General features: G+C 64.2%; 22 protein-coding genes. 8 read left to right on the top strand and 14 right to left on the bottom strand.

All coding sequences use genetic code 11. The features are described from left to right. The first annotated feature begins 227 nt into the window (after nt 1–227). The gene (locus PZL22_RS20785) at nt 228–533 is read left to right on the top strand and encodes a chorismate mutase family protein (RefSeq protein WP_010968657.1); all 306 of its coding nucleotides are present in this window, start codon (nt 228–230) and stop codon (nt 531–533) included. An 18-nt stretch (nt 534–551) separates the two neighbouring features. On the opposite strand, the gene galE is transcribed toward PZL22_RS20785, so the two are convergent. The 3 genes from galE to mscL all read right to left on the bottom strand — a co-directional run bounded on the left by galE (nt 552) and on the right by mscL (nt 3,490). Beyond that, nucleotides 552–1,580 (bottom strand): UDP-glucose 4-epimerase GalE, encoded by a 1,029-nt coding sequence (galE, locus tag PZL22_RS20780; protein WP_003530095.1) that lies wholly within the window; start codon nt 1,578–1,580, stop codon nt 552–554. Between the two features lie 181 nt (nt 1,581–1,761). After that, a complete protein-coding gene (locus PZL22_RS20775) occupies nt 1,762–2,928 on the bottom strand; it encodes a pyridoxal phosphate-dependent aminotransferase (protein ID WP_003530099.1) in 1,167 nt (388 codons plus the stop codon). Between the two features lie 133 nt (nt 2,929–3,061). After that, entirely contained in the window at nt 3,062–3,490 is a 429-nt protein-coding gene (gene mscL / locus PZL22_RS20770) for a large conductance mechanosensitive channel protein MscL (RefSeq protein ID WP_003530102.1), read from the bottom strand. A 219-nt stretch (nt 3,491–3,709) separates the two neighbouring features. Between mscL and PZL22_RS20765 the strand changes: the two genes are divergently transcribed. Continuing rightward, on the top strand, nt 3,710–7,216 hold the full coding sequence (locus PZL22_RS20765) for a hybrid sensor histidine kinase/response regulator (protein WP_003530104.1): 3,507 nt from the start codon (nt 3,710–3,712) through the stop codon (nt 7,214–7,216). A gap of 158 nt (nt 7,217–7,374) precedes the next feature. Here the strand turns inward: PZL22_RS20765 and PZL22_RS20760 are convergent, their stop codons facing one another. After that, the gene (locus tag PZL22_RS20760; protein ID WP_003530107.1) at nt 7,375–8,022 is read right to left on the bottom strand and encodes a response regulator; all 648 of its coding nucleotides are present in this window, start codon (nt 8,020–8,022) and stop codon (nt 7,375–7,377) included. A gap of 141 nt (nt 8,023–8,163) precedes the next feature. Then, nucleotides 8,164–8,601 carry a hypothetical protein gene (locus PZL22_RS20755; RefSeq protein ID WP_003530108.1) on the bottom strand — a complete coding sequence of 146 codons (438 nt, stop codon included), beginning with the start codon at nt 8,599–8,601 and terminating at the stop codon, nt 8,164–8,166. Nucleotides 8,602–8,721: 120 nt separating this feature from the next. On the opposite strand from PZL22_RS20755, the gene PZL22_RS20750 reads away from it, so the two are divergent. Both PZL22_RS20750 and PZL22_RS20745 read left to right on the top strand, forming a co-directional pair. Then, nucleotides 8,722–9,069, top strand: a complete 348-nt coding sequence (locus tag PZL22_RS20750; protein ID WP_010968652.1) for a DUF952 domain-containing protein — start codon at nt 8,722–8,724, stop codon at nt 9,067–9,069. After that, nucleotides 9,066–10,154, top strand: coding sequence for a quinone-dependent dihydroorotate dehydrogenase (locus PZL22_RS20745; RefSeq protein ID WP_003530112.1), 1,089 nt, complete (start codon nt 9,066–9,068; stop codon nt 10,152–10,154). Before PZL22_RS20750 ends, PZL22_RS20745 begins: the two co-directional genes overlap by 4 nt. Here the strand turns inward: PZL22_RS20745 and PZL22_RS20740 are convergent. Genes PZL22_RS20740 through PZL22_RS20730 form a run of 3 tightly spaced genes read right to left on the bottom strand, consistent with a single transcriptional unit; the run spans nt 10,130 to nt 12,310 of the window. Beyond that, entirely contained in the window at nt 10,130–11,491 is a 1,362-nt protein-coding gene (locus PZL22_RS20740; protein WP_003530114.1) for an MATE family efflux transporter, read from the bottom strand. The genes PZL22_RS20745 and PZL22_RS20740 overlap by 25 nt on opposite strands. Before the next feature lie 46 nt (nt 11,492–11,537). After that, nucleotides 11,538–12,041 carry a CAP domain-containing protein gene (locus tag PZL22_RS20735; RefSeq protein ID WP_003530116.1) on the bottom strand — a complete coding sequence of 168 codons (504 nt, stop codon included), beginning with the start codon at nt 12,039–12,041 and terminating at the stop codon, nt 11,538–11,540. 2 nt (nt 12,042–12,043) lie between these two features. Then, nucleotides 12,044–12,310, bottom strand: coding sequence for a DUF6460 domain-containing protein (locus tag PZL22_RS20730; RefSeq protein ID WP_003530117.1), 267 nt, complete (start codon nt 12,308–12,310; stop codon nt 12,044–12,046). A gap of 147 nt (nt 12,311–12,457) precedes the next feature. On the opposite strand from PZL22_RS20730, the gene PZL22_RS20725 reads away from it, so the two are divergent. Both PZL22_RS20725 and PZL22_RS20720 read left to right on the top strand, forming a co-directional pair. Next, nucleotides 12,458–13,396: a class I SAM-dependent methyltransferase gene (locus tag PZL22_RS20725; RefSeq protein WP_003530119.1), complete on the top strand. Its 939-nt coding sequence runs from the start codon at nt 12,458–12,460 to the stop codon at nt 13,394–13,396. A gap of 108 nt (nt 13,397–13,504) precedes the next feature. Next, nucleotides 13,505–14,140, top strand: coding sequence for a YitT family protein (locus PZL22_RS20720; protein ID WP_284718553.1), 636 nt, complete (start codon nt 13,505–13,507; stop codon nt 14,138–14,140). A 29-nt stretch (nt 14,141–14,169) separates the two neighbouring features. Here PZL22_RS20720 and PZL22_RS20715 read toward each other — a convergent pair whose 3' ends face one another. Both PZL22_RS20715 and PZL22_RS20710 read right to left on the bottom strand, forming a co-directional pair. Then, nucleotides 14,170–14,631: a carboxymuconolactone decarboxylase family protein gene (locus PZL22_RS20715; RefSeq protein WP_003530123.1), complete on the bottom strand. Its 462-nt coding sequence runs from the start codon at nt 14,629–14,631 to the stop codon at nt 14,170–14,172. Nucleotides 14,632–14,669: 38 nt separating this feature from the next. Then, nucleotides 14,670–15,176 carry an Rrf2 family transcriptional regulator gene (locus PZL22_RS20710; protein WP_003530125.1) on the bottom strand — a complete coding sequence of 169 codons (507 nt, stop codon included), beginning with the start codon at nt 15,174–15,176 and terminating at the stop codon, nt 14,670–14,672. A 107-nt stretch (nt 15,177–15,283) separates the two neighbouring features. On the opposite strand from PZL22_RS20710, the gene PZL22_RS20705 reads away from it, so the two are divergent. Then, complete coding sequence (locus PZL22_RS20705) at nt 15,284–17,833, top strand: ligase-associated DNA damage response DEXH box helicase (protein WP_003530127.1); 2,550 nt, start codon at nt 15,284–15,286, stop codon at nt 17,831–17,833. A gap of 243 nt (nt 17,834–18,076) precedes the next feature. Next, nucleotides 18,077–18,805 carry a ligase-associated DNA damage response endonuclease PdeM gene (gene pdeM, locus PZL22_RS20700; protein WP_003530129.1) on the top strand — a complete coding sequence of 243 codons (729 nt, stop codon included), beginning with the start codon at nt 18,077–18,079 and terminating at the stop codon, nt 18,803–18,805. Nucleotides 18,806–18,924: 119 nt separating this feature from the next. Here pdeM and PZL22_RS20695 read toward each other — a convergent pair whose 3' ends face one another. The 4 genes from PZL22_RS20695 to PZL22_RS20680 form a co-directional block, all read right to left on the bottom strand. Continuing rightward, nucleotides 18,925–19,161 carry an Lrp/AsnC ligand binding domain-containing protein gene (locus PZL22_RS20695; protein ID WP_003530131.1) on the bottom strand — a complete coding sequence of 79 codons (237 nt, stop codon included), beginning with the start codon at nt 19,159–19,161 and terminating at the stop codon, nt 18,925–18,927. Nucleotides 19,162–19,259: 98 nt separating this feature from the next. Beyond that, complete coding sequence (locus tag PZL22_RS20690) at nt 19,260–20,063, bottom strand: TIGR02186 family protein (RefSeq protein WP_003530133.1); 804 nt, start codon at nt 20,061–20,063, stop codon at nt 19,260–19,262. Then, complete coding sequence (locus PZL22_RS20685) at nt 20,063–20,989, bottom strand: sulfite exporter TauE/SafE family protein (protein WP_003530135.1); 927 nt, start codon at nt 20,987–20,989, stop codon at nt 20,063–20,065. The genes PZL22_RS20690 and PZL22_RS20685 overlap by 1 nt, the downstream gene beginning before the upstream one ends. A gap of 337 nt (nt 20,990–21,326) precedes the next feature. Beyond that, nucleotides 21,327–24,989, bottom strand: a complete 3,663-nt coding sequence (locus tag PZL22_RS20680) for a peptidoglycan-binding protein (RefSeq protein WP_015007140.1) — start codon at nt 24,987–24,989, stop codon at nt 21,327–21,329. Between the last annotated feature and the right edge of the window lie 423 nt (nt 24,990–25,412).

Below are 25,412 nucleotides of genomic sequence, written 5' to 3'. Positions count from 1 at the left end.
CAGCGGGACTGTCCGCAAGCTTCTCTGGTTCGTGGGGCTCTGGGCCGCCGGCGTCGCTGCGGTCAGCATCGTGGGTCTTGCGATCAAGCTTGCTCTCGGCGCGTGAAAACCCCCGTTGCAGCGGAGCTGCCATGCTGTGTCGGTTTAACCCCTTCTCAGCCGGCGTCCCCTTTGCTAGCAGTTCGGCGCGATCAAATGGAGCGGCCTCCGCTCCGCGAGGACCCGACATGCAGAAAACACCCGCAGAATGCACGACGATGGCCGACATACGTGTGGAGATCGATCGGCTCGACCGCGCTTTGATGACGCTTTTCGCCGAACGGTGGGGCTATATCGAGCGCGCCGCGGAGATTAAACGCCCGCTCAACCTGAAGGCGGACATCCCGGCACGGGTGGCGGAGGTGAAGGAAAACGCGCGCCGGAATGCGGTCGAGCTCGGCCTCGATCCGGACTTCTACGAACGATTCTGGGGACAACTCGTCGAGCGTGCCATTGCGCATGAGCGGAAACTGCTCGGAGAGGACGACGCCTGAAGGCTTCAGCCAAAGGGCTCAGCCGTTGGCGATCAACCGCTCGTCCTGTTCCTCGTCGAAGCTGTTCTTGCGGCTGAGATGGCTTTCCCAGTCGAAGGCGCTCCGGACGATATGCTCGAGGCTCGCATGGGTCGGGACCCAATCGAGCTTCAGCCGGGCTACGGACGGGTCGGCGACTATTTGCGCCGGATCGCCCGGGCGCCGCGGCGCGTAGTCCACCATAAAATCGCGGCCGGAGACCTGGCGCACGGTATCGAGCACCTGCAGCACCGAGAAGCCGTGGCCATAGCCGCAATTCGCAACCAACGGTTCACCGCCAGCCCTTAGATAGGCGAGCGCGCTCCTGTGTGCCGCCACGAGATCACTCACATGGATATAGTCTCTGACGCCGGTACCGTCCGCCGTCGGATAGTCCGTGCCCAAGACATCGATCTTTCGGCGCCTCCCGAGCGCCGCCTCGCAGGCGACCTTGATCAGATGTGTGGCGCCGAACGTCGACTGGCCGGCGCGGCCGAGCGGGTCGGCCCCGGCCACGTTGAAATAGCGCAACGCGACGAAGCGGAAATCATGTGCGGCCGCAGCGTCCTGCAGCATCATCTCCGACATCAGCTTGGAGCGGCCGTAAGGGCTCTGGGGCCGCAGGGCGGCCGTCTCGCTGACCGGGTCGGGCGTGTCCTGGGTTCCATAGACGGCGGCGGTCGAAGAAAAGACGAAATGGCGAATACCGGCCTCGACGGTTGCCGCAATGAGCGTGCGGGTATTGGCCGTATTGTTCTCATAATAGGCAAGCGGGTTGGCGACCGATTCCGGTACGACGGCCGAGCCCGCGAAATGGACGACCGAGTCGATTTCGTTCTCGGCAAACACCCGCTGGAGCAGCGCCCGGTCACCGACATCGCCGAAGTAGAAGCGCGCCTCCGGTGCGACCGCCCAGCGAAATCCGGTCGACAGAGAGTCGAGCACCACCACCGCTTCGCCGCCGTCGAGCAACGACCAGACCATGTGGCTGCCGATATAACCTGCCCCGCCTGTTACCAATACGGCCATTTCCCGTCCCCCGTCGCCTGCATATGCGGGATCAGAAAAGACGAGTTCGCGTTTCAGAAATGGTAAATCGCAGCGCTGTTCGCCTGCCCGCAGCGCTTATTCTCGGTTGTGTGGTTAAGGGTCCGCCGCACCGATCGCTCGGATTTTACCGATTGGCAGTACCGTCGTCGAAAACGCTCCGTCAGCGGCTGAGGATGTAGCGCTGCAAGCGCTCCGCCGCCTCGGCGATCTGGAGCGGATCGCGCAGGAAGCAGGCGCGCATGAACAGCGCTCCGCCCTCGCCGAAGGCCGTCCCCGGCGCGAGACCGACGCCGGTCCGGTCGACGATGTCGAGTGCCGCGGCCCGCGAGTCGGTGACGCCGTCGATCTTCAGGAAGGCGTAGAGCGCGCCATCGGGTTTCAGCGTTTCGACGCGGTTGGTCGCGATCAGCGCGTCGCAGAGCGTATCGCGGTTGCGCTTCGCTTTGGCGATGTTCTCTTCGACGAAGCCGTCGCCCTCGTCGAGCGCGGCGACTGCCCCGCGCTGCATGAACTGCGCGACACCGGAGGTCGAATACTGGATGAGATTTTCGAGCACCTGCCCCATCGCCGGCGGCGCCACGATCCACCCGACACGCCAGCCGGTCATGGACCAGTTCTTGGAAAAGGAATTGACGAAGAGGATGCGGTCGTCCTCCTCCATCACGTCGAGGAAGGACGGCGCGCGGCCGTCGGGATAATAGTAAAGCGCGTAGATCTCGTCGGCGATGATCCAGAGGCCATGCTCGCGCGCGAGCGCCAGAATGGCCTTGAGATCCTCGCGGGTGGCGGTCCAGCCGGTCGGGTTGGACGGCGTGTTGATGAAAAGCGCCCGCGTCCTCTCCCCGATCGCCGCCTGAAGACGTTCGGGATCGAGCCGCCATTTGCCGCCTTCGAACTGCAACGGAACGGCGACCGGGCGAACGCCGGAGAGGTCCGCAGCAGCCGCGAAATTCGGCCAGGCGGGCGTCAGCAGGACCACCTCGTCGCCGGGAGAGCCTACCGCCTCGATCGCAAGCTTGATCGCCTGCATTCCCGAACCGGTAACATAGAAATTCTCGGGCGACAGCGCCTTCTGGAACCGGCGCTGGTAATAGCGGACCAGCGCCTCGCGCAGCGGCGGGATGCCGCGCTGCCAGGTGTAGAAGGTCTCGCCTGCCATCAACGCGTCGGCCGCGGCGCGACTGACGAAATCCGGCGTCGGCAGATCACCTTCGCCGACCCAGAGCGGGATCAGTCCTTCACGCCCGCGCGCATAGTTGACCACTTCGACGATGCCGCTTTCGGGCGCTGCCGTCGCGCGGGGGCTGAGGCTGGTCATGATCGTCATCGGCGGGCTCCTGATTGCCCGCCGTTTCTAGACGCTTTGGCGTCGGCGATCACGCGAATTTCTCTGACCTGTTTATCGAATTCTGTGATGTTTCCATCACCCGGCGGCCCCGGACCGCCGAGTGACCGGCGCCTCAGGCGCGCTGCCTCAGAAGATCGCGAATTTCGGAGAGAAGCAGGATGTCCTGCGGCGGCGGTGCGGCCGGGTCCGGCGCCTTGTCCCTTTCGACCGAAGCACGCGCGCGATTCACGAGTTTGATCAGCAGGAAGATGATCCAGGCGAGGATCAGGAAGTTGATGAGCACGGTGATGAAATTGCCATAGGCAAAGACCGCGCCCTGTTCGCGTGCGGCGGCGAGCGTCGGCGCAGTGACACTGGCGGAGAGTGGCAGGAAATAGTTGGAGAAATCGAAGCCGCCGCCGGTGATCGCTCCCACGACCGGCATAACGAGGTCATTGACGACCGAATCGACAATCTTGCTAAAGGCCGCACCGATGATCACGCCGACCGCAAGGTCCATGACGTTGCCGCGGGCGATAAACTCCTTGAATTCGTTCAGCATGCCTCTCTCCGTGGAAATCCCCCGAAGGGCCACCCGCACCTGTCTTGCGCGGCAACCGCCGGTAGGAATCTAGACCAAAGCCCCGTGTGAGGAAATCGTACTCCTTGCATTTGGTCAAGCTCCGCGGATATCGGCGGGTGATCTTGAACTTAAGACTGATGCGCCGGCCGATTTCCAACCAAATGGACTTGCCCTATGCTGGCCGCGGAGGAGTGAGGCATGCTTTCGGGTTCGGTCATTTTTGCCTCGGCCTTCGCCTACCTGCTGCTGCTCTTCGCAGTTGCAAGCTATGGCGACCGGCGAGCCAGACGCAACGAGATTGCCGCGAAGGGCAGGCCGCTCGTCTATGCGCTGAGCCTGGCAATCTACTGCACATCCTGGACCTATTTCGGCGGCGTCGGCCTTGCCGCGGAGCGCGGACTCGAATTCACCGGCATCTATATCGGCCCGATCCTGATGTTCACGCTCGGCATGCCGCTGATCCGCCGCATCGTTCGGCTCGCCAAGACCGAAAAGCTCACCTCCGTCGCCGATTTCGTGGCTGCGCGCTACGGCAAGAACCCGGCCGTTGCGGCAATCGTCGCGCTGATCTCGCTCGTCGGGGCCATTCCCTATATCGCATTGCAGCTCAAGGCAGTGTCGAGTTCTGTCGCCACGATGATCGACACCAGCGATTACGGCATAGGCTCGGGCGAGAACTTCGTCGACCTGCCGCTTCTGGTCACGCTCTTTCTCGCCTGTTTTGCGATCGTCTTCGGTACGCGCCATACGGATGCGACGGAACACCAGGACGGCCTGATCCTCGCGATCGCGATGGAATCGGTCGTCAAGCTCGTGGCTATGCTCACGGTGGGCGTCTATATCGTCTTCGTCCTGTTCGGCGGGCCTGCGAATCTATGGGCAGAAGCGCAGCAAAGCGCCACCGTGATCGCCGCGCTCGAATACCAGACGCCGGTCGCGCGCTGGATTCTGATGATCGCGCTTTCCGCCTTCGGCATCATCATGCTTCCCCGGCAGTTCCACGTGACGGTCGTGGAAAACCGCACCGATAACGAACTGCGCACGGCCGGCATCCTCTTCCCGCTTTATCTGATCGCAATCAACGCCTTCGTCCTGCCGATCGCGATCGCCGGCATCCTGACCTTCTCCGGCTCCGGCAATGCGGATCTCTATCTTCTGGCACTGCCGCTTGCCGGCGACGTGCCGCTCGTCACGCTCTTCACCTTCATCGGCGGCTTCTCCGCAGCGACCGCCATGGTCATCGTCGCTTCGGTCGCGCTCTCGATCATGGTTTCGAACGACATCGTCATGCCGGTATTCCTGCGCCGCAGGCTCGGCACGCGCGGTTCTCTCCAGGAGGACATGGCCGGTACGCTCCTCAATATCCGCCGCACGGCGATCTTCGTCGTTCTTTTCCTCGGCTACGGCTATTATCGCGCCGCCGACATCAGCGCCGGCCTCGCCTCGCTCGGGCTGCTCTCCTTCGCCGCCATCGCGCAGATGGCGCCGGCGCTCCTCGGCGGTCTCGTCTGGCGGCAGGCCAATGCCCGCGGCGCGATCGCGGGGATGGTCAGCGGCTTTCTCGTCTGGGCCTATGTCCTTTTCCTGCCGAGCCTCGGCGGGCCGGACAATTCTCACATCGCCTCCACGGTGCTCAGCTTCCTGCTGCCCTTCACCGATCTCTTCTCCGGCGCGCAGTCAGACCCGCTGGTCAATGCGACGGCTCTCAGCATGCTCGTCAATGTCGCGGCCTATATCGTGGGTTCGCTGACGCGCGCGCCCAAACCCCTGGAGCGCTTCCAGGCGGGCGTCTTCATCACCCGCCGCTCACGCACCGAGCGGACCTTCCGCGGGCGCAAGACCAAGGTGACGGTGCGCGACCTCAAGACGACGATCGGCCGTTACATGGGCGAGGAGCGCATGCAGCGCTCCTTCCATACCTATGAACAGCAATCCGGCCGCTGGCTCGACGACAACGCCTCCGCCGACATGGCGCTTGTCCACTTCTCGGAACAATTGCTCGGAAGCGCAATCGGCTCGTCCTCCGCCCGGCTCGTCCTTTCGCTTGTCCTGCAGCGCATGGACGACACCTCCTCCGACACCGCCTGGCTGCTCGACCAGGCGAGCGAGGCGCTCCAATACAACCAGGACATGCTGCATACGGCGCTCTCGCAGATGGACCAGGGCATTGCCGTCTTCGACAACGCCAACAATCTCATCATTTGGAACCGCCGTTTCCGGGAGCTCATGGACCTCCCCGAGGCCGCCGGACAGGTGGGCTTTCCGCTGGCCGACATCGTCGCCATCCTTGCCCGCCGCGGGGATGTCCGCAAGGATGAGGAGAAGGCGCTGATCGCCAACTTCCTGACGCTCGACAAGCCCTTCCTGCTCGAACTTGCAGGCGGCGCCCGCATCCTCGAAGTCAGAAGCAATGCCATGCCCGACAAGGGCATCGTCACGACCTACACCGACATAACCCAGCGCGTCGCGGCCGACATGGCGCTCAAACAGGCGAATGAAACGCTGGAATTGCGCGTCGCCGAGCGGACGGGAGAACTCACACGTGTCAACCGCGAACTGGGCGAGGCAAGAGCGGCCGCCGAGGAGGCGAATATCGGCAAGACCCGCTTCTTCGCCGCTGCCGGTCACGACATCCTGCAGCCCTTGAACGCGGCGCGGCTCTACTCCTCGTCGCTGGTCGAGCGACTGGGCGATTCCGACAACCGGGCGCTGGTGCAGAACATCGATTCCTCTCTCGAATCGGTGGAAGCCATCCTCGGCGCCGTGCTCGACATTTCGCGGCTCGATACCGGCGCGATGAAGCTGCGCCTGCAGTCCGTACCGCTCGACGAATTGCTCAGGCGGATCGAGACGGATTTCGCGCCGATGGCGAGGGCGAAGGATATAGAACTCGTCATCATGCCGACATCGCTCGCGGCGCGCAGCGATCCGAACCTGCTCAGGCGCCTCGTCCAGAACCTCGTATCGAACGCCATAAAATACACACTTCAGGGCAAGGTGCTGGTCGGCGTGCGCCGGCACGGGCAGACGGCGACGATCGAAGTTCTCGATTCGGGTATCGGCATTCCATCATCGAAATTCCGCACCGTCTTCAAGGAATTCGCGCGCCTTGAAGAAGGTGCGCGAACCGCGTCGGGGCTCGGCCTCGGTCTCTCCATCGTCGACCGCATCTCGCGGGTTCTCAATCACCCGGTCGGCCTGCAATCGAAGCCGGGAAAGGGCACCGGCTTCAAGGTCACCGTGCCGCTCGACAAGAGCGCCGGCGGCAGGCTGAAACCGCAATCCGTCGCAGCGGCGAAAACGAGCGAAGCACTGGCCGGGCTCAACGTCATCTGCATCGACAACGAGCCGAAGATCCTCGAAGGCATGGCCCTGCTGCTCGGCGGTTGGGGCTGCAGCGTGACGACCGCCGAGTCGCTCGCCGCCTGCACTGAAATGGCGCCCGGCAGGCTGGGCGTGCGTCCCGACGCGATCATCGCCGACTATCACCTCGGCGATGGCACCGGTGTCGAGGCGATCGCCGCGATCCGCGGCCTCTGGCAGGAGAGTATCCCCGCCCTCATGGTAACGGCCGACCGTTCGCCCGAGGTGCGCGGCGCCGCCGAACGGGACGGCGTCTCGCTGCAGCACAAGCCCGTCCGCCCGGCGGCTCTGCGCGCCTGGCTCACCCAGCTTGCCGCGGCGGGACGCGCGGCGGCTGAATAAAGTGGCTTACCGTTCGGGATTGCCCCTCATCCGGCCTGCCGGCCACCTTCTCCCCGCAGGCGGGGCGAAGGGACAAGCTGCGAACTCCCGGCGCACTCTAACCGTCTGCGAGGCAGCGGGATGAGGGGCAAAAATCGCAAATCCCAGGAGCGGCCGACTCAGGCCGCCGCGACCGTCCCCAGCTTCGATAGCTGGATCACCGCCTGTGTACGGCTGTCGACGTTGAGCTTCAGGAGGATCGCCGAGACATGCGCCTTGATCGTCGCCTCCGAGACGCCGAGTTCATAGGCGATCTGCTTGTTGAGCAGCCCCTCGGCCAGCATCGAGAGGACGCGGGACTGCTGCGGCGTCAGCGTCTGCAGCCGATGCAGCAGGTCGGCGACTTCCGGCTCGTATTCCTGGTTCTGGTCGTAACCGGGCGGGACGAACACCTCGCCGGCCATCACCTTTGCGATGCCTTCGCGGATTTCCTCGATACCGGCCGATTTGGACAGGAACCCTGCGGCGCCCAGATCGAGCGCGCGATGAATGGTCGCCGGATCGTCATGGGCCGAGACGATCATCACGGGCAGGCTCGGAAACTCGGCACGCAGCGCGATCAGCCCCGAAAGCCCGCTGACGCCGGGCATGGTCAGATCGAGCAGCATCAGATCGGCGTCCGGATTGTCGGCCGCGGCCCTGCGCGCAGCGGCAAAATCGCCGGCCTCGACGATGGCCGGTGCGCCCGCCATGCCGCTCAGCGCCTGGCGCATTGCGCCGCGGAAGAGCGGGTGGTCGTCGGCAATGATGATGGTCATTTCCGGCATGATGACGCTCCCTCCCAAGAGCCTCGGCCGCGATCCTGCAGCCTCGCGCTGTGGATCCGCCGCATCATCTTATTCCCAAATGATCCCTGTTTCAGGGAAACATGCGCGACGCGCGTCCTCCGGCACGCCACGGCTTCGTTCTCAGGTCTTCTGCGGCAGATTCTCACCCTCGTCGGCGGAATCGCTGCCCTTGTCCTCGAATTCCTTCACGATTCCCATGAACTTGCGCATCATTCTTTCCATGATGCTCATTGCCCGGTCAATCTCTTCATCGTTGGGAAGCGCCGGTTCGGCCGCGGTTTCACCGCTTTCCACGGCCTTTTCCAGCGCTTCGATGCGACTGGTGAGGAGATCGAGTTCGCGCTCGAATGCGGCTCTCTCGTCGGCCGCCATCCTGCAGATGAGCTCCCCGCCCTTTTCCTGGCACAAGGTGACCTCGCCGGTCTCGGTGTCGAGCCGGGCTAATCCGGTTTCCGACTTCTGCATGCTGTAGCGGCCGGGCGAGGCTTCCTGCGCAGCCGCCGGGGCAATGAGACCGAAGCCCAACCCGACTGCGAGTATTGCGACTGCCTGTCTCATGACGTTCTCTCCGTTGAATGCTTACGGAAAATCCGCCTCGATCTCATGCTGTGCGGTGGACAGGCGCCGATATTTGCGGCAAGGCCATCACTCATGCTCACGACGGATAAGCGAACAAAGATGAACGCTACCATATACAAGATCGTTCCGGCACTTCTATGGCAGGAAGCGCGACGGACCGGCGCGTTTGCAGGCGCCCCCGTCGATCTCGCCGACGGGTTCATTCATTTTTCGACCGGGGACCAGGTCGTCGAAACGGCCGCCAGGCATTTCGAGGGTCAGGACGACCTGCTGCTCGTTGCGGTCGACGCGACGGCGCTGGGCGACAAACTCGTTTATGAGCCCTCCCGCGGCGGCGCGCTGTTTCCGCATCTTTACGCTCCGCTTCCGCTTGAAGCCGTATTGTGGGAGAAGCCCCTGCCGCTGCGGCCGGACGGTCAGCACAGCTTCCCGGAACTCGCCCCATGATCGGCCAGTTGGAGCACCTCGCACGGCGCGGCCTTTTCCTCTTCGACCCGGAAGCTGCACACGGCCTTTCGATCAAGGCGCTGAAGAGCGGCCTGGTGCCGAGCTGCGCCGCGCCGGCCGACCCCCGGCTCGGGCAAACCGTGGCGGGCCTCGTTTTTTCCAACCCGATCGGCATGGCTGCCGGCTACGACAAGAACGCCGAAGTCCCGGAAGCGCTGCTGAAGATCGGCTTCGGCTTTACCGAGATCGGCACGGTGACGCCGAGGCCACAGCCGGGCAACGACAAGCCGCGGCTCTTCCGGCTCGTCGAGGACGAGGCGGTGATCAACCGGCTCGGCTTCAACAACGAGGGGCACGGGGCGGCGCTGGCGCGGCTCAAGGCATGCTCGCGCGAGGCGCTGATCGGCGTCAATATCGGCGCCAACAAGGACAGCGCCGACCGGATCGCCGACTATGTGACAGGCATCCGAACTTTCTACGCGGTCGCGCGCTATTTCACCGCCAACATCTCCTCGCCCAACACGCCGGGCCTGCGCGACCTGCAGGCGCGCGAGAGTCTCTCGGCGCTGCTTTCGGCCGTGCTTGCCGCCCGGGACGATGAGGCGCGAAAAGGCGGGCGGCAGGTCCCGGTCTTCCTCAAGATCGCTCCGGACCTGACCGAGGAGGGCATGGACGACATCGCAGCCGAGGTGCTGGCGCATGGTCTGGACGGGCTGATCGTTTCCAACACGACGCTTTCGCGCGAGGGTCTGAAAGACCGGCGTCAGGCCAACGAAGCCGGCGGCCTTTCCGGAAAACCGCTCTTCGAGAAATCGACGGCGGTGCTCGCCCGGATGCGCAAGCGGGTGGGACCGCACTTGCCGATCATCGGGGTCGGCGGCGTGTGCTCGGCGGAAACCGCAGCGGAAAAGATCCGCGCCGGAGCCGATCTCGTCCAGCTTTACTCCTGCATGGTCTATGAGGGACCGGGATTGCCGGGCCGGATCGTGCGCGGCCTCTCGGCCCTTTGCGAGCGCGAGAAACTTGCCTCGATCCGCGACATACGCGACAGCCGGCTCGACTACTGGAGCGGCCGGAACGTCTGAGCCGCCCGGCGCGGTATCATCAGCAGCAGGAAAGCGCCGCGCAGCAGCAGGAACAGGTTGAGCCCGGCCCAGAGACCGTGATTGCCGAAGGCAGGGACGAGCACGGCAAGCGCCGCCACGTAGCCGATGAAGGCAGCCAGCATCATGTTGCGCATATCGCGCGACCAGCCGGCACCGATGAAGACGCCGTCCATCAGGAAGGCGAGTGCGCCGGTCAGCGCCGTCACGGCCGCCCACGGCATATATTCATAGGCGAGCGCGCGCACGTCCGGCGCAGTCGTCAGCATGTTCACCACGGCGTTGCCGAAAGCGAGCAGCGCGAGCGTGGTCAATGCGGCGAGGCCGAGCGACCAAAGGGCAGTCATCCGCAGAACCCGGTCGAAAGCGGGGCGATAGCCGGCGCCGATCGACCGGCCCGTCAGTTGCTCGGCTGCGGTGGCGAGCCCATCGAGATAATAGCCGGCCACAAGGAAGATCGTCATCAGCACTGCGTTCGCCGCAAGCGTCACGGGCCCGAAGGACGTACCGATCCGGGTCACGAGCGTGAAGGCGGCCAGAAGGGCGAAGGAGCGGATCATGATATCGCGGTTGAGGCCGAATAATTTCTTGAGGCGGTCGCGCGCAAAGATCATCGCCCAACCGGGCGCGTCCTTGCTGTCGAAACGGCCGTAGACGATTGCAAAACCCGCAAGCGCGCCGATGACCTCCCCCGCCACGGTGCCGATCGCGACGCCGGCCACGCCCCAGCCGAGGAAGAGGCCGAGCAGGATCGAAAGCACGATATTGGTGCCATTGATCAGCGTCTGCAGCATCAGGCCGAGAGTGCCCTCGCCGCGCCCCAGCACGAATCCGAGGATGGCGTAGTTGGCGAGGGCGGCCGGGCCGGAGAGGATGCGATAGAGGAAATAGGTGCGCGTCACCTCCGCAACTTCCGGACCGGGCCCCATGAGCCAGAGACCGGCGGAAAGCAGGATGGGCGATATAAGCACGATGGCGGCGCCGGTAACGAGCGCGATCATGAGCGAACGCCAGAAGACCGCCTGCTGCTCGCGCCGGTCTCCACGTCCATAGGCCTGCGCGACGAGACCGGTGGTTGCGGCACGCAGAAAATTGAAGGTGGTGAAGATGAGGTCGAACATCACCGCGCCGACCGCGAGACCTGCGAGCAGTTCCGCCTGACCGAGCCGGCCGACGACGGCCGTGTCGACGAGGCCGAGCAGCGGCGTCGTCAGGAAGCCGAGCGTCATCGGCAGGGCGATCGAGAAGATAAGCCGGTTGGTGACCAGGAAAGGTCCGGCTTCCGGATTGTCGCGCTCGAGGCTTTGCGTGGCCGTCATGATCCTGTCCCTACGGTCCGATTCCGTAGGTCACCCGGGAATCAGCTCAGCTGCAGAGCACCATGGCCCAATAGGGGCGGTTTCCGGAAGAGGAATTCTGCGCCACGGCGACGCCGAGCCCCCGGTAATTGCCGAGCATGTTTTCGAGATGCTTCGGAGAATTGAACCAGGCATCGTAGGCGCGCTCGGCGTCCTTTTGACCCACGGCGATGTTTTCGGCGGCCGGCAGCGTGACGCCCTGCCCCTTCATCCGATCATAGAAACTGTCCCGCCAGCCGATATTGTGCCGCATCTTGCCCGCGCTCGCCATGCGTGCCGCCTGATGCATGGCCGCAACGGAAGCGACCGGATCGCCGGAAAGCGCAGGAAGGCCCCTGCCCTTGCGCAGCGTGTTGACGTAGCCGAGCGTCGCGTCGGTCTGATCGCTGCCCGTACCGCCGTCCGGAGAAAGGAGGTTCGAGGTGGTGCAGCCGGTGATCAAGCCGAGGGAAACCACGGCACCGGCACGCAGAAGCAGCCGTCTGCGGGCGACAAAGGTCTGGTCGTGCATGCTTACCGTCGATAGCTGAAGAGACGCAGAATGATGAAGAGCGGAATGACCACGACCGCGCCGAGAAGCAGGTAGTCGCCCACCCGTCCGAGAGCCGCGAATCCGGTCCGCCAGAGATCGAGGAGGAAGTTGCGGATACCGTAATAGATATCGGCCGGATACCAGTCGAAGACCGTCATCACGAAGCCGACCAGGATCGACACCACCAGCAGCTTGACGAGCACGCGTAGCGGCGAGTCCCCCAAAAATTTGTTTATTCCGTCCGACATCTGCGAGAACTTCTCCTGTTTCCCTTCACATAAGCCGCCATTCCCAAGCGTGCAAGGCATGACGGTCCGAGGTGCCGCTTCCAGAATCCGCTTGTATTTTGCCTTTTCCGGCGTCAGAAGCGTCCATCGCAACCAAGCCGCATCTCCATGACCTTCAACCAGCTCTCCTCCGGCGACCTGATCGCCGACCGCCGCGCCGACTACGCGAAGATGCTTGCGGAAGCGGGCGATGCGCCAGGTGCGGCGGAACTCATGGCCCAGGCGCTGGAGCTTGCCCCGGATTGGGCGGCCGGCTGGTTCCGGCTGGCGGACTATGAAGAGAAATCGGGCCGAATAGAGGCAGCCGTCGACGCGCTGCGCAATACGCTTCGGCTCAATCCGGAAGACATCTTCGGCGCCAGCCTCAAGCTCGCTTTGCTCGGCGCTACCGAGACGCCCGAACAGCCGCCGAGCGTTTACGTCGAGCGCCTTTTCGACGACTATGCCGAGCGCTTCGACCACGCGCTCGTCGAAAAGCTCGGCTACAGCGTCCCGGAGAAGCTTGCGGCCGTGATCGGCCGGGTGAACGGCGGCGGGCGGTTTCGGCACGTCACCGATCTCGGCTGCGGCACCGGGCTCTTCGGCGAGCGTATCCGCGATCGCGCCGATTTCCTCGAGGGTTTCGATCTTTCCGCCAATATGCTCGCCAAGGCCGAAGCCAAGGGTGTCTATGACCGCCTCGCCCAGGCGGACCTTTCATTGGCTCCGGAGGATTCGGGCGTGTTCGGCGCGCTGGAGCAGCGGCGTGCCGATCTCGTGAGCGCGGCGGACGTGCTGATGTATCTCGGCAATCTCGAAGGTGTCTTCGTCATCGCCGACCGCCTGCTCGCACCGGGCGGGCTCTTCGCGTTTTCCGTCGAGGATGCATGCGGCGCCGACGGCTTCGTGCTGCGTCCGTCGCTGCGCTACGCGCATTCGGAAGCCTATATCGCCTCCCTCTGCGAAGAGAGCGGCCTGTCCATGATCGCGACCGAGCGCACGATCATCCGCAGGGATGCCGGCGAGCCCGTCGCCGGGATATTGTTCCTCGCCTGCAAGCCGGCTTGATGCAGCCCCCACCGGGCGGCGAAAATAGGTCAGCATTGCTTACATATTTTGCTTGTATTTTTTGTGCGCTGCAGCAATGGTGATGCCATCGCGATCTGAGGGTCAGCCATGGCACAGGCAAGCAGCGTTTTCGGTCTCTGGAATACAAGTCCCACACGGCACACGCCCGTGGAGGACGTTCAAGGCGTCTTTTCGGGCAGCCTTGTCGCCGCCCTCGGTCTCTATTTCCTGGCGAGTGCCGGACTTCTGACCGGCAGCACCGCAGGCGTCGCCTTTCTTTTGCATTACGCCACGGGCGTGAATTTCGGTCTCACCTTCTTCCTGCTCAATCTGCCGTTCTTCTACTTGTCGCTGAAGCGGCTCGGTCCGGCCTTCACGCTCAAGACCTTCATTGCCATTGCGCTCACCTCGTTCCTGACCGACATGCAATCGCGTCTCTTCGAGATCGGGCAGATCCACCCCGGCTGGGCCGCTCTCATCGGCGGCCTTCTCCTCGGATACGGTCTCCTGGCGCTCTACCGCCACCGCGCGAGCCTCGGCGGCGTCGGCGTATTGGGCATCTACCTGCAGGAGCGCTTCGGCATTCGCGCCGGTCTGGTGCAACTCGCGATCGACTTGGTCGTTCTCGCGGCAGCATTCTTCGTGACGACGCCGACGGTCGTCATCTGGTCGGTGCTCGGCGCAGTCGTCCTCAACCTTTTCGTGGCGATCAACCACCGCGCCGACCGCTATATCGCGCTGTAACGCCCAGAGCTTCAGGAAAACATCCCGCTCTAAGCCGCCACGGCCGGCGCGTCGATCGGGGGCAAGGCGCGGAAGCCGACGCACAGCCGGTTCCACACGTTGATGGCGCCGATCGCGACGGTGATCTTGGTCATTTCCTCCTCGTTGAAATGCGCCTTGAGCGCCTCATAGGCGTCGTCGGGCGCGCGTGTCTCCGCCACATTGGTCAGCGCCTCGGTCCAGCCGAGGACCGCCCGTTCGCGCTCATCGAAATGCGGCGATTCGCGCCAGACACAGACGAGGTTGATCCATTGCTGACTGAGGCCGCTGTGGCGCGCCTCCTTGGTGTGCATGTCCACGCAATAGGCGCAGCCATTGATCTGCGATGCGCGCAGCTTGATCAGGTGGATAAGGCGAGGCTCGATTCCCGAGCCTTTGACATAGCTGTCGAGCGCGGCGACCGCCTTGTAGGCGTCCGGAGCGGCTTTCGCAAAATTCACACGTGACTGCATGATCTTCTCCTGTTTGGCTGATTGGATGGTGATTCACATCAGGCGGCGTTGCCCGATTTCCGTTCATGAAGGGCGAGAAAACCGTTCGTTCGCGCCGCGATCGCCCCGTCGCGGTCGATAGCTTTCAGGTCGGCCATGATGGCGGCGATGGTCACGCGCCGGAGTTCGGCGCGATAGGCCTGCTCGGCCCTGAGCATCGCGACATTGATCGTGCACGGCGCGGCCGGCTTGCAGGAATAGGGATTGGGGCCGCGAAGGCGGATTTCGTTGCAGCGAAAGGCCGGCTCCGGCCCCTCCACCGCGAGGACGATATCGAGCAGGGTGATCTTCTCGGGCGCGCGTGCAAGCCGGTAGCCGCCCTTCGGCCCCGGCACGGCCTCGAGCAGTCCGGCCCCAGACATCGCCTGCAGATGCTTCAGCAGGTAACTGGTCGAGACGCCGTGGAACTCGGCGAGCGCTGCGGCCGACAGGGTACTGCCAGGCTGAAGACAGCTCAGCATCGTCACGCTGTGAATAGCCTGTTCGACGCCGTCGCCGAGTTTCATTTGCGCCTCCTATCGTAGATAAAATTTATCCATGATTTGCGTTTCGAGTCAATCCTTGCAACAGCACGAAGAATGCCGGCTTCTCTTTTGCCGCGTTTGATCTACCTTTGTTCTCCGTGGACAGGATCGATTCTCCGTCGCCGGAAGGCGACGCCCTGACGTTGCCGGCACCCTTTCTCCGGTGGTTCGCCGAAAAGGGTTGGCGTCCGCGCGCCCATCAGCTCGAACTTCTGTCACGCGCCGAGGCGGGCGAGAGCACGCTTCTGATCGCGCCGACCGGGGCCGGCAAAACGCTCGCCGGCTTTCTGCCTTCGCTCGTCGACATCACCAGGCGCGGCAGGATCCCGCCCGGCGCGCCCTTCACCGGCATCCACACGCTCTACATCTCGCCGCTCAAGGCGCTTGCCGTCGACATCGAGCGCAACCTCATGAAACCGGTCGGCGAGATGGGGCTGCCGGTGAGTATCGAAAACCGTACCGGCGACACGCCGCAGGGCAAGCGGCAGAGGCAGAAGCTCAACCCGCCCGACATACTGCTCACGACACCGGAGCAGCTCGCGCTGCTTCTGGCCAATGGCGAGGCGGAGCGCTTCTTCAAGGACCTGCGCTATGTGGTTCTGGACGAGCTGCACTCGCTGGTGATGTCGAAGCGCGGCCATCTCCTATCGCTCGGCCTCGCGCGGCTGCGCCGCCTGGCGCCCCGTCTCCAGACGATGGGGCTTTCGGCTACGGTCGCCGATCCGATGGATCTGCAGCGCTGGCTGGTCGCTCAATTTCTCGCCAAGGAGAACCATGCGGGGCTGATCACCGTTTCCGGGGGCGCAAAGCCCGAGATCTCCATCCTGCGGACCGAGAACCAGGTGCCTTGGGCCGGGCATTCGGCGCGTTATGCAATCCCGGACGTCTACGCCGCCATCAAGGAACACCGAACGACGCTGCTCTTCGTCAACACCCGCAGCCAGGCCGAGATGCTGTTCCAGGAACTCTGGAAGATCAACGACGACGATCTGCCGATCGCTCTGCACCACGGCTCTCTCGATGTCGCCCAGCGCCGCAGGGTCGAGGCGGCAATGGCCGAAAACCGTCTGCGCGCCGTCGTCGCCACGTCGACCCTAGATCTCGGCATCGACTGGGGCGACGTCGATCTGGTCGTCCATGTCGGAGCGCCGAAGGGAGCAAGCCGGCTTGCGCAACGCATCGGCCGCGCCAACCACCGCATGGACGAACCGAGCCGCGCCATCCTGGTTCCGGCCAACCGTTTCGAGGTCATGGAGTGCCAGGCGGCGCTCGACGCCAATTACGTCGGCGCTCAGGACACGCCGTCGATCGGCAAGGGTGCGCTCGACGTGCTGGCGCAGCACATCCTCGGCATGGCCTGCGCGCAGCCTTTCGATGCGCTGGAACTCTATGAAGAGGTGATCAGCGCCGCGCCCTATGCCCGGCTTGCCTGGGAAACCTTCGAGCGGGCCGTCGATCTCGTCGCCACAGGCGGCTATGCCCTCCGCACCTATGAGCGCTATGCCCGCATCCGAAAGACGAAGGACGGGCTCTGGCGGGTCTCCAACCCGATGGTTGCGCAGCAATACCGCCTCAATGTCGGAACGATCGTCGAGTCGCCGATGCTGAACATCCGCATGGTCAAGCGCAACCAGCGCGGTTCGCTTGGCCGCGGCGGCATGTCGCTCGGCAAAGTCGAGGAATCGTTCCTCGAAATGCTTTCACCGGGCGACACCTTCCTCTTTTCCGGCAAGGTGCTGCGCTTCGAAGGCATCCGCGAGAACGAGTGCCTGGTTTCGCAGGCCTTTTCCTTCGATCCCAAGGTGCCGAGTTATGCCGGCGGCAAGTTTCCGCTCTCCACCTATCTCGCAGCACAGGTAAGAAAGATGCTCGCCGATCCGGCGCGCCGCGCCGGTCTGCCCGACCAGGTCAGGGACTGGCTGGCGCTGCAGGGCGACGTGTCGATGCTTCCGCGCGACGACGAACTCCTGATCGAGACCTTCCCGCGGGGCAGCCGGCACTACATGGTCATCTACGCCTTCGAAGGCAGGCTCGCCCACCAGACGCTCGGCATGCTCCTTACCCGCCGTCTCGACCGTGCCGGCCTGAAGCCGCTCGGCTTCGTCGCGACCGACTATTCGCTCGCCGTCTGGGCGCTCGACGACATGGGCGCGGCGTTCCGGGCGCGGGCGCCGTCGCTCGGCCAGCTCTTCGACGAGGATATGCTGGGCGACGATCTGGAGGCGTGGCTGAACGAATCCTTCCTCCTGAAACGTACCTTCCGCAATTGCGCGGTCATCGCCGGACTAATCGAGCAGCGCCACCCCGGCAGGGAGAAGACCGGGCGGCAGATAACCGTTTCCGCCGACCTCATTTACGACGTATTGCGCGCGCACGAGCCGGATCACATTCTCCTCGAGGCGACGCGCAATGATGCGGCCACGGGACTTTTGGACATCGGCCGCCTCGGCTCCATGCTCAAGCGGATCAAGGGCCATATCACCCACCGCAGGCTCGATCAGATCTCGCCGCTTGCCATACCAGTCATGCTGGAGATCGGGCGGGAATCGGTGCATGGAGAAGCACAGGACTTCCTGCTCACGGAAGCGGCCGACGATCTGATCAACGAGGCGATGGGCGGTCACGGTACGGATGGATGAGAGAACTATGAGAGAGCGAAAATCCTCTGATCCCTGTCGGACCCCTCCGCGGCGCCCCTCATCCGCCTGCCGGCACCTTCTCCCCGCAGGCGGGGAGAAGGGACCCGCGGCAAGCGCCGCCACTACCGTTTTCACCGGCGTATCGTGGGGCACGTCCCCTCTCCCCGCATGCGGGGAGAGGGTTAGGGTGAGGGGCAAACCCGAGGAAAGAAGCCTTTCTCGCCCACTCACAAGAACACCGCAATGACCATGCATCGGCTCATCTACGCGACATCACCTGCCGTCAACCCATCCCTGCACGCGCGCACGTCCATCAATGGAGTCGCCGCGATCTGCGATCCGCTCGGCGGTCTCTACTTTCCCGAAAGCCGGACGCTCGTCGTATCCGACCTCCATCTCGAAAAAGGCTCCGCCTTTGCCCGACGCGGCATGATGCTGCCTCCCTACGATACGCTTGCGACGCTCCGGATATTGGATGCGGTCATCGCCCGCCACGACCCCGCGACGGTCATCAGCCTCGGCGACAATTTCCACGACCGGAAGGGATCGGCTGCAATGCCGGAAACCTTCCGCCAGATGATCGCGGCCATGGCCTGTGGCCGCGAATGGATATGGATCAACGGCAATCATGATCCGGACGGCGCACAGGGGCTGCCCGGCGCCTCCATGGACGAGCTCCGCCACGCGGGCCTGGTCTTCCGGCACGAACCTTCGAGACGCGACGGGATCGGCGAGATCGCCGGCCACCTGCATCCCTCGGCGACGGTGAGGCGGCGGGAAAGATCGGTGAGGCGCGCCTGCTTCGCGACCGACGGCAAGCGCCTCGTCATGCCTGCTTTCGGGGTCACGACGGGAGGTCTCGACCTCAGGCACCGTGAGATGAGCGGCCTCTTCGACCGGCAGCAGCTCGTCGCCCACATGCTCGGCCGCGACCGGATCTATTCGGTGCGCTTCGCCAACCTTCTCGGGTGAGGTTGGAGCACTTCCAGGGAAAGTGTGTAACGGTTTTCCGTCCGGAAGTGCGTAGTTTCGAAAAGGGTTGGAGCGGGGTGCGGGCGGAAAACCGCCCACACTTTTCCTCACCCCGCTCTCTAGAACGCGTTGAAAGTCAGCGTCGTCAGCGAGCGAGAGATGCCGGGAACCGTGGCGATATTGTCGTTGATGAACTTTCCGATGTCCTGGCCTTCCTCGACGTAGACCTTCAGAAGCAGATCATAGTCACCGCTGGTCGAATACATCTCCGAGACGATCTCCTTGCGGTAAATCTCGTCGGCCACCTCATAGGTCTTGCCGGGGGCGCATTGCAGTTGCACGAAAATCGGTTTCATGGGGTTTCCTCAAGTTTCGCATCGTTCGCCGCCGATGCCCGTGCTTCCTTAAACCGCCATAACGCAAAATGGAACGCCAACTCCATTTGCCGGCTCCCTCACTCCTTGCGGAAGAGCAGGCTGGCACCCCAGCCGGTGACGACGGCGAGGGTTACGGCGAGGAGGCCGTAGATCACCGGCTGGTCGTGGGCGGCGCGGGTAATCGCCTGTTCGAGGCCGGTCTTCACCACCCTGAGCGGAAGAGCCTTGGCGGCGACGAAGACGCCATCGCGGAAGAGATAGGCGCGTACGACATGGATGCCGTTCGGGACGTTGGCCGGCAGCCGCACCGAGGCCTTGAACAGGCTCGAACTGATGAACTGCACCCCGCCCGGATCCCGCTGATAGACGCCGCTCGTCTCGCGAATCCTCCGGAAGGCGTTGCGGAACTCGCCGAGCGTGCTGCCGTCGCCGACGAAGCCGAGCGGCACCAGCCGCATGTGGTCGACGCCGATGCCCATATTGGCGATGTCGCGCCGCGGCGCGATCGTCTCGATGGCGCGGGTACTCGAAAGCGAGTAGGCCTCCGGCACGAGCTCGAAGGTCATCGACTGGGTATTGACCCAGATACCGAATACCCGCTCCTTCTTTCGCACCGTCGCATTGTCCTTCGGCCCTTCCAGCACGACGATGATATTGTATTTGCCCTGCGCCAGGAGGCTGGCGTCGAAACCATCGATGGCGCCGAAGATCGTCAGGTCGGCGCCGCGGAAATCGGAGGTGATGGCAATCTCTTCCGTCGAGATGCCGATCTCGAGCTTCTCGGTGAAGTCGGTGACCTGGCGCTCCAGAACCTGCGCTGCGGCCGGGGCGGCGACGGCTAGAACCAGGGCGACGAGCGAGGGAAGGAGAAGCGAGCGCATCAGAAGCCTGCCGCCGCGGATACGACCGAGTAAATGTCCTTCGGCGGTATGACGAGCTCGACCGCCAGGCGGATGCCGACGGCGAGAACGAGCAGCGCCAGCAGTGCCCTGAGCTGCTCGCCGCGCAGCCGCTGGCCGACGCGCACGCCATATTGCGCACCGATGACGCCGGCGATCATCAGCACGAAGGCCAGCACGATGTCGACGGTGTAGTTGGTCGAGGCCTGGACGATCACCGTATAGGCGGAGACGAAGACGATCTGGAAGAGCGAGGTGCCCACGACGACGCTGGTCGGGATGCGCAACAGATAGATCATGGCAGGCACCATGATGAAGCCGCCGCCGACGCCCATCACCGAGGTCAGCACGCCGATGGAAAAGCCGAGCGTCGCCACGGGGATGACACTCAGATAGATCTTCGACTTCTTGAAGCGCATCTTCAGCGGCAGGCCGTGGATCCAATTGTGCTGCCCGGGCCGCCTGAGCTGCGCCGGCTGGTTCTTCGCCGCCTTGCGCATGGCGCCGATGCTTTCCCACAGCATCAGCGCGCCGACCGAGCCGAGAAGTACCACGTAAAGCAGCGAGATCACCAGATCGAGCTGGCCGATGCTCCTGAGCAGCGAGAACAGCCAGACGCCGACGGTCGCGCCCACAAGGCCGCCGCACAGGAGCACCGTGCCGAGCTTGATATCGATGGTGCCGCGGCGGAAATGGGCGATCGCCCCTGATATCGACGAGGCGACCACCTGGTTGGCGCCGGTCGCCACCGCCACGACGGGAGGAATATTGTAGAAGATCAGGAGCGGCGTGATCAGAAACCCGCCGCCGACGCCGAACATGCCGGACAGAAAACCGACGGCCGCGCCCATGCCGAGAATGATGAAGATGTTCACCGACAACTCAGCAATGGGCAGATAGACCGTCACGGCCGCACCTCGATATGCCAGCGGCCCGCAGTGCGGGCGGAAATTGCTCCTCCACAATTCCTAACCGCAAACAATTGAGGAATTGTGCAATGTTTCACTATTCTCAAGCTTCACGCGCCCGAAGAGGCGCACGGCGCTATCCTTCGAAGTGGTACATGATCAACCACGGACGGGGATGTATTGGTGGACCGTTCGCGCCCCTGAGGGAGAAACGGGCGACACTTTCTCTCATGCGCTCCCGGGCCAGAGCTGTCAACCTTTTCAGGGACATGCGCGGCCCCGCAGGCACGCCTGCGGCCTTATGGCACCACGACATGCGCGGAACCGCTGAAACGGTTCAGCTGTTCCGCTTCAAAAGCTCCCGGACCAGCCCATCGGTGATCTCACCGGTCGGCTCCTGGCCGACCGATTTCTGAAAGGCCTTGATGGCGGCAGTCGTCTTCTGGCCTACCTGGCCGTCCGGCTTGCCGGCATCGAAGCCGTTATTGTTGAGGATCGCCTGGATGTTGCGAACGGCTCTGGTCATATCGACGGTGGCCGTCTTGGTCGGTGGACCGACCCAGGCATCCGGAACCTCCACCGTGTTCGCCTCGGCGTCGAGAGGCTGAGCCTTCCAGGCGTCGACTTTTGCCTTGGCACTCGAAAGCTCCTCGGGCTTCAGCGCCTTGGCGATCTCGTCGCGCTTTTCTGCCGCATCCTTGTCACCGTCGCGGGCCGCGATAGCAAACCATTTGTAGGAATCTTCCAGATTTCGGGCCAGACCGTCGCCCCGCGCATAGAGGACGGCGAGGTTGAACTGGCTGTCGCGAACGCCGAGATTGGCGGCTTTCTCGAACCATTTGGCCGCTTCGGCGAGATCCGGCGCGCCGTCCCGGCCGCCGGCGAGCATGACGGCGAGATTATGGATCGCACTGGCGTTGCCGGCCGCAGCCGCCTTGAGATAGAGCGCCTTGGCCTTTGCTGCGTCGCGCTGAACGCCCGCGCCCTTCTCATAAAGGTTGGCGAGCCGGTACTCGGCCGGTACCACGCCGGCGTCGGCGGCGCGCTGATACCATTTGACGGCTTCCGCCCGATCTTCCCCGACACCCCGCCCTTCCGTGAAGCGGGCGCCTATTTCGTAGAAGGCGAGAGGGTCGCCGCCCTTGGCCGCGGTTACGAGCGCGGGCGGTCCGAAGCCCTCCGGCAGAACGATCTCGCTCATCTTGGCCGGCTCAGCGGCTGAACTTTCTGAAGACGGCTGCAAGGTCGAGATGGGTCCAGGCGTTTGCGCCTCCGCCGGCCGCATCAAGGCCGCCTGGCCGTCGCCAACGCCACCAATGGCCTCGTCAATCTTGCCGGCCTCGGCGGCGGCTGGCTGCGTTGGCGGTTGTTTTGCCGCTATCGCCGGCGCATCCGTCTTCTCCGCACCGGCAGGAGCCCTAGGCTCTTCCCCAATCTTCGCGGTAGCTGCCGTTTGGACGACGCGGTCGACGGCGGCCTTCGGCTCCGCAACCTCTGCCCTGCGCTCGATCGCTGCAACCGGCGGAGCGCTCGGGGCCTCCTTGCCTTTCAGCACCGTGCTGACGAGCGGATAGGACATGATCGCGAGCAGCACGGCGCCGACCGCAATCAGGATCGGACGGCGGTGGCGGGCGAGCGCGCCGCCGACGGCGGATGGCGCCTTGCTTTCCTTGACGCGGTTGAGCGTATCGGATTCCTCGACGGCCAGCTGCGCCGCGCGCCGCGCGGCAGCGATGAAGTCCGCCTTTTCGCCCTCGTTCGCCTCCTGCGCGCCACGGGCAATCTGACCGGCACGGACGCGCTCGAGGATCTTCTTGACGTCCGGCACGCCGGAGCCGGGCTCGAGGAGCTGATTGGCATCCTCGGGAGCGAGCATTTCGGAGGGGTCGATCGAGGGGGCGGGCTCGACCATCTGCCGCGCCTGGATCGGCATTCCCTCGTTCTGCTTCGGCGCGAAGCGCCGGGTCAGACCGGCAAGCAGGCCCGTCTTCGCCGCACGGGCCTCCACCTTGATCTCGCCGTCTTCGACCATTGCGACTTCGGCGGCATCATTCGCCTCAGCCGCGGCCGCCACCGGTGCGTGGATGGAGGTTTCGCTTTCGGCCGCGAGCGCGTGTGCCGCGCGTTCCACGTCCTCGTCGCGTTCCGCCTTCGTCAAAGTGCCCGCGGCTTCGAGGGGTGCAGCCTTGGGCATCGGAGCATGAGAAGCCGGAGGCTCCCGCTCTTCCAGCCGCTCCAGTTTCTCGGCGATATGGACGAGCGTTTCATGCAGCGCCTCGAAGGTGCGCGCGGTCCGTTCGTCGCTCGAACGGCTGAGTTCCTCCAATGTACGCAGATCCTCGGCGAGCGCCGAGATGGCCGCCATGTCGGTACTCGCCGCCATCTGCGGTGCGGTGTTTCTGGAATATGCCTCCATCACCGCTTCCGCGGCCTGCCGGGCAGCCTCGATAATATACTCGTCGCTGGTCGCGAGATAGTCTTCCAGCGTATTCATGCGGCTCTCGAATTCCGCGGGCACGCCTGCCGTCTCACCGTGGGACTGGCTGATCAGCGTCGAGAGATTTCCGATCTGAGCTTCGAGATTGCGCAGCGCCTGCCGGTCGTCGAAGGGCGCGGCATGCGTCTCCTCCAGGCGCTGGGCGATACCTGCCAAGCGATCCTCGAGGCGATCGAAGCGCGTGTCCGCCGAGGGCTCGACATTGCCCGCAAGCCCATCGATACGGCGGGCGAGATCGTCGAGGCGCTCAGCCAATGCATCGGTGATGCTGTCGCCCGAGAGGGCTTCGATCTTCCGGGAAATGTCGGCAAGACGATCTGTAAGATCCGGCTCCGCGCCTGGCCGGTTGTGCTCCAGCACCGCGGAAAGCTGGTCCAGGCGCTCTTCCAATCGGGCCGCCGCCTTCTCGCCGGCAAGGTCCTCTACGCGAGCTGCCAGCGCCTCGATCCGCGCGCCGAGGCCGGAATCGACGGGATTGGAGAGGGTGTCGATCTGCCGGGACAGATCGCCGAGCCTGTTCTCCAGACGATCAACGAATGAACCGTCGGTGCCGGCCACATTACGGCTGCCGGCGGCGATCGCCCGGCTGATCTCATCGAGCCGCCTGTCGAGATCGGCGAATTGCGGGGCCAGGCGCCTCTCGTCCGGCTGGATCTGGCGTCCGAGCATCTCGATCGCCTGGGCGACCGCGACAAGCTTGCTCTCGAGGACCTCGACTCCGGCGCCCCTGTCCAGGGAATTGATCTGCGCCTTGATCTCGTCGAGCCGGTAGGCGAGCGCGACCAGCTCATCGTCGCGGTTCTGGTCGAAGGCGTTCAGCCGGTCCTCGACGCCGGTCCAGCGGTTTTCCATGCGGCGCATGCTGTCTTCGCGAGCGAGGCCTTCGAGCATTGACCTCAGGTCATCGAATTCGATCCTGAGCGCATCGGCCTCTGCGGGCGAAGCCTGCCGGCCAAGTTCCTTGATGCCGGCCGAAAGCCGCTCGATATCGTGCCGCACGTCCTCGGCGAAACGGCGGTCCTGGGCGGCTTCGGCCTTGATGCCCCGAATTTCCGACCGCAGCGCATGCATCTCGCGGGAGAGGCCGTCATCGAGGTCGCGCTTCAGCTCATGCCTCAGACCGACCAGCGCCTCGGCGATATCCGCTGCAGCCGAAGAGCGTCCCGATGGCGCGGCTGCTGCCTGAGGAGGCTGGTAGCGTGCCTCTGCCGCGAGGCGGGTCGGAGCGAGGCGGTCGGATTCGCTCGGCGCAGCGCGTTCGCGCAGCGGCGACCGCTCGCGCGCCGCATTGAGCGCCCGCTGGCGGTCGATGATCTCGGAGACCGCTTCGCTCGGGGCCGGACGCGGCCGCTCGGGCTGCCGCGTCTCGCGGCTGACGCTGCTCATGAGCCCCTCGATGCGCGCTTCGAGCCCTTCGATGGTGCGGTTCAGGGCATCGAGCGACGGCCGGTCGCCATAGGACGGGCTGCCCATGCGCTGAGAAGTGGATCGCGATCCGTTCATTGCCTCTTCGCCCCTGTGTCGCTTTGGCCCTATAAATTCGACCGTCACCGAAGCCGCCGAAGGAGCCCGGGCTTCCCCGGCTATCGCCCCAACTTCGGCGGCACCGCCGATGTGGGCAAAGCCGCAACAATGCAAAGACGGGACCGGTTGCAGCTTTGACCATCTCAAAGCGCACAATTCATTAAACGTGGTAAATAAGCCGTTAACCGATCCGATTTTTAACGATTTATTGTCGCCCGGTCCGCCGCCATCTCCCTGCCCGATGGTCACTTGGGGCGGCGGGAGGCAGGAGCGAAACTTTCGCTTCGCGGGAATTTTGACGTTTACGCAAACGTCAAAATTCGATAGCATCCGTCCAAGTCGCACACCGCCACGGGTGCGCGCTCGACACAGTGGGAAGCGGGTCTGCCGTGCGGCGCGGCC

The sequence above is a fragment of the Ensifer meliloti genome (genome assembly GCF_030064585.1).
Lineage (GTDB): Bacteria > Pseudomonadota > Alphaproteobacteria > Rhizobiales > Rhizobiaceae > Sinorhizobium > Sinorhizobium meliloti.
Note: the sequence above shows the minus strand (reverse complement) of the source record. Positions and strands in the feature narration are given on the sequence as shown.

What these genes read in the sequence shown, in the direction of transcription:
- PZL22_RS20710 (WP_003530125.1), bottom strand. Translation starts at nt 15,176, where the DNA reads ATGAAACTCGGCGACGGCGTCGAACAGGCTATTCACAGCGTGACGATG.
- PZL22_RS20725 (WP_003530119.1), top strand. Translation starts at nt 12,458, where the DNA reads ATGACCTTCAACCAGCTCTCCTCCGGCGACCTGATCGCCGACCGCCGC.
- PZL22_RS20715 (WP_003530123.1), bottom strand. Translation starts at nt 14,631, where the DNA reads ATGCAGTCACGTGTGAATTTTGCGAAAGCCGCTCCGGACGCCTACAAG.
- PZL22_RS20775 (WP_003530099.1), bottom strand. Translation starts at nt 2,928, where the DNA reads ATGACGATCATGACCAGCCTCAGCCCCCGCGCGACGGCAGCGCCCGAA.
- galE (WP_003530095.1), bottom strand. Translation starts at nt 1,580, where the DNA reads ATGGCCGTATTGGTAACAGGCGGGGCAGGTTATATCGGCAGCCACATG.
- PZL22_RS20765 (WP_003530104.1), top strand. Translation starts at nt 3,710, where the DNA reads ATGCTTTCGGGTTCGGTCATTTTTGCCTCGGCCTTCGCCTACCTGCTG.
- PZL22_RS20750 (WP_010968652.1), top strand. Translation starts at nt 8,722, where the DNA reads ATGAACGCTACCATATACAAGATCGTTCCGGCACTTCTATGGCAGGAA.
- PZL22_RS20755 (WP_003530108.1), bottom strand. Translation starts at nt 8,601, where the DNA reads ATGAGACAGGCAGTCGCAATACTCGCAGTCGGGTTGGGCTTCGGTCTC.
- PZL22_RS20690 (WP_003530133.1), bottom strand. Translation starts at nt 20,063, where the DNA reads ATGCGCTCGCTTCTCCTTCCCTCGCTCGTCGCCCTGGTTCTAGCCGTC.
- PZL22_RS20740 (WP_003530114.1), bottom strand. Translation starts at nt 11,491, where the DNA reads ATGACGGCCACGCAAAGCCTCGAGCGCGACAATCCGGAAGCCGGACCT.
- PZL22_RS20760 (WP_003530107.1), bottom strand. Translation starts at nt 8,022, where the DNA reads ATGCCGGAAATGACCATCATCATTGCCGACGACCACCCGCTCTTCCGC.
- PZL22_RS20695 (WP_003530131.1), bottom strand. Translation starts at nt 19,161, where the DNA reads ATGAAACCGATTTTCGTGCAACTGCAATGCGCCCCCGGCAAGACCTAT.
- mscL (WP_003530102.1), bottom strand. Translation starts at nt 3,490, where the DNA reads ATGCTGAACGAATTCAAGGAGTTTATCGCCCGCGGCAACGTCATGGAC.
- PZL22_RS20720 (WP_284718553.1), top strand. Translation starts at nt 13,505, where the DNA reads ATGGCACAGGCAAGCAGCGTTTTCGGTCTCTGGAATACAAGTCCCACA.
- PZL22_RS20730 (WP_003530117.1), bottom strand. Translation starts at nt 12,310, where the DNA reads ATGTCGGACGGAATAAACAAATTTTTGGGGGACTCGCCGCTACGCGTG.
- pdeM (WP_003530129.1), top strand. Translation starts at nt 18,077, where the DNA reads ATGACCATGCATCGGCTCATCTACGCGACATCACCTGCCGTCAACCCA.
- PZL22_RS20680 (WP_015007140.1), bottom strand. Translation starts at nt 24,989, where the DNA reads ATGAACGGATCGCGATCCACTTCTCAGCGCATGGGCAGCCCGTCCTAT.
- PZL22_RS20785 (WP_010968657.1), top strand. Translation starts at nt 228, where the DNA reads ATGCAGAAAACACCCGCAGAATGCACGACGATGGCCGACATACGTGTG.
- PZL22_RS20735 (WP_003530116.1), bottom strand. Translation starts at nt 12,041, where the DNA reads ATGCACGACCAGACCTTTGTCGCCCGCAGACGGCTGCTTCTGCGTGCC.
- PZL22_RS20745 (WP_003530112.1), top strand. Translation starts at nt 9,066, where the DNA reads ATGATCGGCCAGTTGGAGCACCTCGCACGGCGCGGCCTTTTCCTCTTC.